9 protein-coding genes are annotated in these 9,112 nt (G+C 33.0%); 6 read left to right on the top strand and 3 right to left on the bottom strand.

Annotation, left to right across the window (positions count from 1 at the left end; all coding sequences use genetic code 11):
• From QZZ48_RS10290 to QZZ48_RS10265, 6 genes are all read left to right on the top strand, one after another.
• Window positions 1–988: GGDEF domain-containing protein (locus QZZ48_RS10290; RefSeq protein WP_294965294.1), on the top strand; the 988-nt coding region annotated here is incomplete at its 5' end.
• 117 nt (window positions 989–1,105) lie between these two features.
• Entirely contained in the window at window positions 1,106–2,818 is a 1,713-nt protein-coding gene (gene sdhA / locus QZZ48_RS10285; protein ID WP_294965292.1) for a succinate dehydrogenase flavoprotein subunit, read from the top strand.
• Between the two features lie 9 nt (window positions 2,819–2,827).
• On the top strand, window positions 2,828–3,808 hold the full coding sequence (sdhB, locus tag QZZ48_RS10280) for a succinate dehydrogenase/fumarate reductase iron-sulfur subunit (protein ID WP_294965289.1): 981 nt from the start codon (window positions 2,828–2,830) through the stop codon (window positions 3,806–3,808).
• Window positions 3,809–3,817: 9 nt separating this feature from the next.
• Window positions 3,818–4,699 (top strand): CoB--CoM heterodisulfide reductase iron-sulfur subunit B family protein, encoded by an 882-nt coding sequence (locus QZZ48_RS10275; RefSeq protein ID WP_294965286.1) that lies wholly within the window; start codon window positions 3,818–3,820, stop codon window positions 4,697–4,699.
• 144 nt (window positions 4,700–4,843) lie between these two features.
• Window positions 4,844–5,899: a DUF5644 domain-containing protein gene (locus tag QZZ48_RS10270; protein ID WP_294965283.1), complete on the top strand. Its 1,056-nt coding sequence runs from the start codon at window positions 4,844–4,846 to the stop codon at window positions 5,897–5,899.
• 4 nt (window positions 5,900–5,903) lie between these two features.
• Entirely contained in the window at window positions 5,904–6,680 is a 777-nt protein-coding gene (locus tag QZZ48_RS10265; protein WP_294965281.1) for an exodeoxyribonuclease III, read from the top strand.
• 111 nt (window positions 6,681–6,791) lie between these two features.
• On the opposite strand, the gene mog is transcribed toward QZZ48_RS10265, so the two are convergent.
• From mog to QZZ48_RS10250, 3 genes are all read right to left on the bottom strand, one after another.
• Complete coding sequence (gene mog, locus QZZ48_RS10260; RefSeq protein ID WP_294965276.1) at window positions 6,792–7,325, bottom strand: molybdopterin adenylyltransferase; 534 nt, start codon at window positions 7,323–7,325, stop codon at window positions 6,792–6,794.
• Between the two features lie 92 nt (window positions 7,326–7,417).
• Window positions 7,418–7,939 (bottom strand): pimelyl-ACP methyl ester esterase BioV, encoded by a 522-nt coding sequence (gene bioV, locus QZZ48_RS10255; RefSeq protein WP_294965274.1) that lies wholly within the window; start codon window positions 7,937–7,939, stop codon window positions 7,418–7,420.
• On the bottom strand, window positions 7,926–9,112 hold a 1,187-nt coding region (locus QZZ48_RS10250), incomplete at its 5' end, for an AAA family ATPase (RefSeq protein WP_294965270.1). The genes QZZ48_RS10250 and bioV, both read right to left, overlap by 14 nt.

Raw genomic sequence — 9,112 nt, 5'->3', positions numbered from 1 at the left:
TCAACTGCACCATGAGATTGAAAAACTACGTAATTTAAATAAGTATGACTATACTGGAAAGTTTTTATTAGGAAATTCTGAGGAGTTTCTATCTGACCTTGACAACCTATCAAAACTAACTACTAGTTTCAATGAATCTGCTCATAAATACTATATAGAAAATCTTACAAATGAAGAAGAAAAAAATCAAAAACTTAAAAATGCTTTTTTCTCAATAAACACATTTTTAGATGCCATGATCATTAAAAATATTTCTTATAATGAAGAGAAGTTTCACGTACTTGAAAAAATAACTGTATTTGCATTTATACTAACATTTCTAACTACATTTTGGTATAGACGAAGACTAAACTCAATATACACAGATGTTTTGCATTTATATGCTATTGATAAAAATAAAAAAGATTATGAGATTTTCTCAGAAGAAGCAGACGCTATTAAACTTAGAATGAATAGAAAACCTGTTTTAACCGACAATCCGGCTATGCTAGACCCTGTTACTCAGATAAATAACCATAAGGGTATGCTAAGTTCTTACGGTCATAAAAAAGGTATGAAAGATAGTAATTTCACATCTGTTACTATCTTTGAAATAGATAATTTTTCTAAACAAAAAAGAGCATTCTCTCAAGAGTTCACACAGGCTGTTCTAAAAAAAGTTGCTTTTACTATATCTCTTCATGAACAAGCTACTGATGTAATAGCTAGAACAGACTATAATCAGTTCACAGTTGTTATATCAAGAGCTTCTAAAGAGCAATCTTTTAAAGATATTGATATCATTCGTCAGAGTATCTCTGAAATCAAATTCAAAGCTCCTGGTGGAAGCCCTATCACTATTACAGCAAGTGGTGGCTTTATAATCAAACCAAATAATCAATCTTTAGATGAATCACTTAGACAAGCTAAAGAAGTATTACAACATGCAAAGAAAAAAGGTAAAAATACAATTTCTCAAATCAGAAACCTAGAGGAGCATGAGCTCTAACATAAAAGTTACTAAAAGTAACTTTCTTCATTTAAATCACTAATTTATGTTCCAAATAGTAACAAATTAAAATCTCCTCACGATATAATCAAAAATATCTAAAATGAAGGAGAGCTAATGAGTATTCCTATCTACACGTACGATGCGATCGTTGTTGGCGCTGGTCTAGCTGGTTGTGCAGCGGCTAGAGAATTACAAAAAGCAGGAAAGAAAGTTGCAGTTGTTACTAAACTACACCCTTTAAGAAGTCACTCAGGGGCAGCGCAAGGTGGTGTTAATGCAGCGATTAGCGATGAAGACAGCATTGAGTTACACGAATTTGACACAGTAAAAGGTTCTGATTATCTAGCAGATCAAGATGCAGTTGAATTTTTATGTCAAAAAGCTCCTGAGACTATCCGTTGGGTAAAAAGAATGGGTGCGGCATTTAGCCGAACTTCTGATGGGAAAATTGCTCAAAGACCTTTTGGTGGTCAATCTTCTCCTCGTGCATGTTATGCAAAAGATAGAACAGGGTTAACTCTTCTACAAACTATTTATGAGCAAGCTCATCGTGCAGGTGTTAAGTTCTGGGATGAATGGTACGCAGCTGATTTGATTTATAAAGATGGCAAAGTTAGCGGTATTGTTGCTTTTAATATTCGTGATATGCAAACTGTTATCTTTAACGCTAAGTCAGTTATGTTCGCAACTGGTGGTTATGCTCGTTCATATAAAATCAATTCTAATGCTCATGCAAATACTGGGGATGGTCTTTCTATTGTTGCTCGTCACGGTCTTCCACTAGAAGATATGGAATTTGTACAGTTTCACCCATCTGGTCTTGCCGGAAATGGTGTTTTAATTTCTGAGGCAGCTCGTGGTGAGGGTGGAAAACTTTTAAATTCTGATGGCGAAAGATTTATGAAGAGATACGCTCCAAATGCAATGGAGCTTGCTTCTCGTGATGTTGTTGCTCGTGCAATCTTAAATGAGAGCAGAGAAGGACGTGGAGTTGGTCCAAACAAAGATGCAGTATACATTGATGTAACTCATCTTGGACGTGACATTATTATGCAGAGACTTCCAGAACTTCGTGATTTAGCAATAACTTTTTTAGGTTTAGACATGATTAAAGAGCCTATTTTAATCTCTGCAACTGCCCACTACTCTATGGGCGGTATTCCAGTAAATATTGCTGGTAACGTTCGTCGTAATAATAATGAAACTATAGAAGGTTTTTATGCTGCAGGTGAGTGTTCTTGTGTCTCTGTACATGGGGCAAATCGTCTTGGAGCAAACTCCGTACTAGAAGCTTTATTATTTGGTCGTTTTGTTGGTAAAACAATGGTTAAAGAAATTGACGGTATTGAATTACGAACTGCAACACAAGCAGATGCTAAAACTGCATTAGATGAAATAAATTTTCTTTTAACTAATAATGGAGAAGAGAATATTGCTAAGCTTAGAGAAGAACTTCAACAGTGCATGACAGACAATGCAGGAGCATTTAGAACAGAAGTAACTTTAGATATTGCAATAGTAAAAATTAAAGAACTTCGTATTAAGTTTAAAAATATTCGTATTAAAGACAAATCAAAAGTATTTAATACTGAACTTCAAGAAGCTATAGAGTTTGGTCATATGCTTGATTACTCTTTATTTATTGTTGAGAGTGCAGTTGCTAGAAAAGAGAGTCGTGGCGCTCATTATAGAGAAGATTTTGATTCTCGAGATGATGAAAACTTCTTAAAACACACTATGGCATGCATGGATGAAGAAGGTAACATTGAACTTGATTATATGGATGTTACACTTGGCAAACATGAAGTTAAGCCTAGAACATACTAAGGAGAACTTATGAGTACAAATAAAATAACTACACAAAAAGTAAACTTCAAAGTATTTCGTTTTAATGCCGATGAAGATTATCTTCCATATTACGAAGATTATTATATGGATGTAACTTCTGGAGAGGTTGTATTAGATATATTAAACAGAATCAAATGGGATCACGATGGAAGTTTTTCTTACCGGCGTAGCTGTAGGCACGGCATCTGTGGTGCTTGTGCCATTAAAGTAAATGGTCGTTCAACTCTAGCTTGCAAAGAGAGTATGACTGACATGATAGAGCTTTTTGGAAATAAACTGACTATTGAGCCGCTAAGTATTAAACGTGTAGTAAAAGATATGATTATTGATAAAGGTGATTTTTGGGAGAAGCATGATGCTATCCATCCTTACCTAATTTCCGATGTTCAAGAACATCCAGAGCATGAGCATATAGTTACACCTACAGAAGCGGAGGAACTACTAGAAGCAGATTTATGTATTCAGTGTGGTGCTTGTCATTATGCTTGCCCAGTTACTGAGATAAATGAAAGTTTTTTAGGGCCTGCAGCTTTTGCAAAAGCTTATAGATTTGAAGCTGATGTTCGAGATCAATCACATGATGAAAGATTACAAGAGCTTCATTCTGAGGAACAAGGTATTTGGGACTGTGTTAAGTGTTTTGAGTGTGCAGAGGTTTGTCCAAAGGATGTTAATCCAATAGATAAAATAACTAAACTACACCAAATGTTATTTCACGAAGGTGTTGCAACTTCAAATGTGGCTACTCGTCATGCAGTTGGATTTAAAAACTCTATCGCTAAGCATGGTTTGCTAGATGAAGGTAACTTAGTTCTATATTCTGAAGGTCCAGCAATAATTAAACACATTCCAGTTGCACTACAAATGTTTAAAAAAGGCAAAATTATTATGCCTTGGAATATGCCAAAATCAGATAAGCTTGATAAAATCAAAAAATTAGTTAAATCATCATCAACTGCAAAGTTCTAGGAGTAAAATATGAAAAAATTAAAATATGCACTTTTTACTGGTTGTACAGCTAAACAGAGTACTCCAGAACAGATGATATCAACTATGGCAGTAGCCCAGAAACTAAATATAGAGCTTGTTGAACTTACAGAAGCTTCATGTTGTGGTGCTTCTCATTTACAAGATTATGATGATTTTTTATCTCTGGTTTTAAATGCTAGAAATATTGCTTATGCTGAAAAACACGAACTAACCATGGTTACTATTTGTAACACTTGTCAACTCAATACTGCGATGACTAAAAATCGTCTTGATAATAACTCAGAACTAAAAGATAGAGTGAATGAAAAACTTAAAGAAGTTGATTTAGAGTATAAAGATACTTCTAAAATTACTCATTTTTTATATGCCATCATAGAAGATGTCGGTCTTGAGAAAATTAAAGACATGGTAGTAGCTCCGCTTAGTCAGTTTAACATTGCACCATTTTATGGTTGTCATAATATTCATCCATCAGAACTTCATAATGAGTCTAAAAAAACTCTAGAAAGTTCTTACCGCCCTACTTCACTTGATGATTTAATTATTGCGTGTGGTGGTAAAACAGTTGACTATGAAGAAAAAAATAAGTGTTGTGGTTTTCACGTAGAATTACAGGCTCCAAAAACTGCTTCTATTTTAACTGGTAATGCTATTGCTGGAGCGATGGATGCTAATGCCGATTGGATGGTAACACCATGTCCATTATGTCACTTAAAACTTGACACACAAACACATCATGCGTCTAAAGCTATTGGTCGTGAAGTTAAACTTCCTGTTCTGCATATGCAACAAATGATTGGTCTTGCACTTGGTTGCTCATCTAAAGAACTAGGTTTACAACACCATGTATCTAAAGTTGATTTCGTATAAAGTATTACTCCCAAGTGTTACTAGGGAGTAATACTTTACCCCATAGTAACACTCAGTCTTTTATCTAGCCAAACTAAGCCATTAAATGCTAAAGTAAATTAATAAAATTGTAGAATACAATAAAAAAATACTTGGAGTAAATTAATGCTAGAGATTAAACTTTTCAAATTTGACAGTAAAACAGACTACTTACCGTATTATAAAAGCTATAAAATAAAAAATATGCAAAGCGATACAATCGGTGATCTTTTAAAAAAAGTCAATGAGATTGAAAACTTTTCTTTTCTTGATGAAGAGAAGTTTTATCTTAGAGTGAATAATATATTTACGCCAACTACCACACAAGCAAATGACTTTATTACAGAGAAAAATCAAGAATTATTAATAGAACCAATTAGTATACTTAGAGCAAAAAATGATTTAATCATAGACATAGATGACTATAAAAATAAACTGTATATTTTAAGTGCTTTTTTAGAAGAAAAAGAGATTGAGAGTTTAATTAAAGAGAAGAAATTTCTTTTAGAATATTATGCTTCAAATACATTACACTTAGACAGAGATTATATTGGTGATCATGTTTTACTCTTAGCATCAGAGCTTATCAAATCTCAAGCAGAAAATAAAAATAAAATTTTTAAGATAATTGGTGATAAAGAAAATGGTATATTAAACCATACATCTCTTGAAAATAGAATTATAGAATATAAAGATAGTGAAGATGCTATTTTTAAGCTATCTATGGATTACTGTGAAAAAAACAGTATCGTTTACGTTGCTAAAGAATATAAAGAATATGATTTAAATAATGGCATAAAACAATACTTTGCTAATTTCAATATTGCTTGTTATAACTCTTTAGGTGACAACTCTTTTGAAAGTCTTATAGTTGAGAGTAAAGCAAACTACATAGAACTTGAGTCTAAAAACTTTGAACTACCTCCTTACTGTACAAATAAAAAACTTATACATCATATAGCAGGACATATACTCTTAGAAGCTAAAGATAACAATGCAGATTTTCTAATAGTAAATGATGAAGATGATTTATCAATATTTGATGCTATGCAAAAAAAGATTGAAAAAACAATTGGAAGAGAGATAGAATTACCAGTAGTGACTAAAGCAGAATTTGTACAACTACTCCAAGGTGAGAAAAATATTAACAAGCATAAAGTTAATCTGTCTTTTTTAGATTAATATCATGAGTAACTCTATAGAAATAATCTCTTGGAATGTTAATGGTATTCGTGCTGTAGCGAACAAAGAAGCTCTTAAATGGATTGATGAACGTCAGCCAGACATATTATGTCTTCAAGAGATTAAAGCGCTTGAAGAACAGGTACCAAAAGACATGTTTGAAAAAGAATATCAAGATGTTATCGTAAACTCAGCTACTAAAAAAGGCTATAGTGGAACGATGACTTGGAGTACACTTCAAAACGAGTACAACTCAACTTGTCAAGATATAGACACAATGAGTGAAGGTAGAATAGTTGAAACGCATTATGAAGATATAGTTCTTTTTAATGTTTACTTTCCAAATGGTCAAAAAGATGAAGAGAGACTTTCACTTAAGATGAAATTTTACGATGATTTTTTATCTCATTGTGAAAAACTTCGTGAAGATGGAAAATCAATTATTATTTGTGGAGATGTAAATACTGCACATAAAGAGATAGACCTTAAAAATCCAAAAGCCAACTCTAAAAAATCAGGCTTCTTACCTATGGAAAGAGAGTGGATGGATAAGCTTGTTGATCATGGTTATATTGATACATTTAGATATGTCAATGGCGATGAGATTGACAGATATAGTTGGTGGTCTTATCGTTCATCTGCAAGACTCAAAAATGTAGGATGGAGAATAGATTATTTCTTTATCTCAGAAGACTTGTGCGAAAATCTAGAAGATGCCTTTATCTTAGATTATATAGAAGGTTCTGACCACTGCCCAGTTGGGATAAGACTCTCTATCTAATAAAACACATCCCTTTTGTTTCGCTTGGGGCGCTATGCCCACTCATAGTGGAGAATACCATTGGCTAGCATTCCTAAAAGCTTGGCTTTTTCAAGCCAAGAAAATCTCTTCTTACTTAGCTTTAGGTCTAAACGCTTTTATAACTTCTTCGTTAGTCTCAATAAATGGACCTTCAAGTAAATCTATACAATATGGAACTGCTGGAAAGACTGCATCTAAACATTCACGAATTGACTTTGGTTTTCCAGGTAAATTTATAATAAGAGACTTCCCTCTAATTCCTGCAGTTTGACGAGAAAGTATCGCTGTAGGAACATACTGTAAGCTTACTTGACGCATTAGTTCACCAAATCCTGGCATCATCTTCTCACATACGTTCTCAGTAGCCTCAGGAGTAACATCCCTAAGTGCTGGACCTGTTCCGCCGGTTGTTACAACTAAACAACAATCTGCTTCATCACAAAGCTCTTTCATAGTATCTTCAAGTACATCCTGCTCATCAGGTATACATCTATAAACTATCTCAAATTCACTAGTTAAATAGTCTTTCATTGTATCTTGAATAGCTACACCAGAGATATCTTCATAGATACCTTTACTTGCTCTATCACTTGCTGTTATTACGCCTATTCTTATTTTGCTCATATTAATTCCTCATTTATTTATATATTAGTTTCCTGAGCAGATTTATTATTGGTTTTAAAAATCAGTTAATAAATCTACTTAATAAACTTTACTTAACTCGTTTGTAAAAAATGGTTTGCACTTTTAATATATGTTAGAGTTGATACTTGTAAAAAAAACTCTTTAGCTCCTCTAACATCTATAACTTTATCTTCTTGCGCTAGATAAACTTCTAACTTTACACCTTTATCAACAAGCATTTGCAAGGCTTCAAAATCCCATTCATAGTTTAGCAGTTCTTCTAGTTCTTCTTTAGTAGTTTGTACATGCTCAACTATTTTTTTCTCATACGGTTCAAAACATGAATTCATAAACTGATTCATATATGCCAATTCATTTTTAGAATAAGCTAATAACTGTAATTTTTTGAACTTCTGTGCTTTTCTTTGAAAAAAAGCAGGAGAGATTAATTGCAGAGTATCAACTCTTTTTCCAGATGCCAACTGCTCATTAACATAGTTAAATGCTTTGATAGCACCATAACTAAAACCTGATACTGAGTAGTCAGATTTATTTAAATACTCTTGGAAAAGATAAGACTCATTTTTTAGAGAAAATCCACTAAAGAACTGCATCTATCTCTTTTTTTACATCAACTTTTGTAATGCTTTCTCTTTCATTTAAAATATTTTCAACTTCAATAATTGCACCATTCATTGATTCTAAAAGCAATTTAGTTTCATTGTATAATCTATTCATTAAAGTGATGTTTTCTTCATCAAATGATATTAACGATGAACCCATACCATACTCTTGTAGCATCTTATTCACTAGTTCTTTTGCTTCATCCAAATCTACTTTAGCACTACTAGAATGTTCACTGAATTTTATATCAGATGCTACTATTCCTGAGAGAAGCATTTTTACTCTTGATTCTAACTCATGCTTAATTAATGGTTCATCTACACTTGGTGTTAATTTTTGATTTGAGAGCATTAACTTCTCAAAAGGAAGGTCAAAATAAGTTGCTGTGATTGCTTTTGCAGCTTGGTAAGTTATTCTATACTCTTTTTGTTTATCACTTAACATTTGAAGTTTTTTCTTTCCAAACATTACCTTATCTTTAACCTGATGAAAATGTTCTATATTTACTTGAAAATCATTTTGTCTAAGAGCTAGAAGTGCAGCTTCATTTACAAGTGCCGCCAAAGATGCACCATTGAAACCAACAGTCATATTAGCTACTGCCATTACATCTAATTCATGTGGAACTTTGTCTAGATATTTTTCTAAAATAGACGCTCTCTCTTTTTTTGTAGGAAGTTCAACAAAAACTCTTCTATCAAACCTACCAGCACGAAGAAGTGCTGAGTCAAGAATATCTATCTTATTTGTTGCAGCAACAACAATTACACCACTTTGACTTTCAAATCCATCCATCTCTGTAAGAAGCTGATTTAGTGTAGCTTCACGCTCATCATTTCTCTGTCCATCTCTTTTTTTACCAACAGCATCTATTTCATCTATAAATATTATTGAAGGTGCATTATTTTTAGCAGCGTGAAAAAGTTCATGAACTCTCTTTGCCCCCATTCCTACATATATCTGAACAAAAGAAGCACCACTTTGATAGAAAAATGGAACACCAGCTTCATGTGCTACAGCCTTTGCTATCATTGTTTTTCCTACACCGGGAGGTCCAACTAAAAGAACACCACGAGGCATCCTAGCTCCAAAACTTTTATATCTTTTTGGATTTTTTATAAAGTCTATAATCTCTTCAAGTTCAATTTTAACATCACTAATAC

This window comes from Sulfurimonas sp., assembly GCF_016744025.1.
Classification (GTDB): domain Bacteria; phylum Campylobacterota; class Campylobacteria; order Campylobacterales; family Sulfurimonadaceae; genus Sulfurimonas.
Note: the sequence above shows the minus strand (reverse complement) of the source record. Positions and strands in the feature narration are given on the sequence as shown.

What these genes read in the sequence shown, in the direction of transcription:
- QZZ48_RS10265 (WP_294965281.1), top strand. Translation starts at nt 5,904, where the DNA reads ATGAGTAACTCTATAGAAATAATCTCTTGGAATGTTAATGGTATTCGT.
- QZZ48_RS10275 (WP_294965286.1), top strand. Translation starts at nt 3,818, where the DNA reads ATGAAAAAATTAAAATATGCACTTTTTACTGGTTGTACAGCTAAACAG.
- sdhB (WP_294965289.1), top strand. Translation starts at nt 2,828, where the DNA reads ATGAGTACAAATAAAATAACTACACAAAAAGTAAACTTCAAAGTATTT.
- bioV (WP_294965274.1), bottom strand. Translation starts at nt 7,939, where the DNA reads ATGCAGTTCTTTAGTGGATTTTCTCTAAAAAATGAGTCTTATCTTTTC.
- QZZ48_RS10270 (WP_294965283.1), top strand. Translation starts at nt 4,844, where the DNA reads ATGCTAGAGATTAAACTTTTCAAATTTGACAGTAAAACAGACTACTTA.
- mog (WP_294965276.1), bottom strand. Translation starts at nt 7,325, where the DNA reads ATGAGCAAAATAAGAATAGGCGTAATAACAGCAAGTGATAGAGCAAGT.
- sdhA (WP_294965292.1), top strand. Translation starts at nt 1,106, where the DNA reads ATGAGTATTCCTATCTACACGTACGATGCGATCGTTGTTGGCGCTGGT.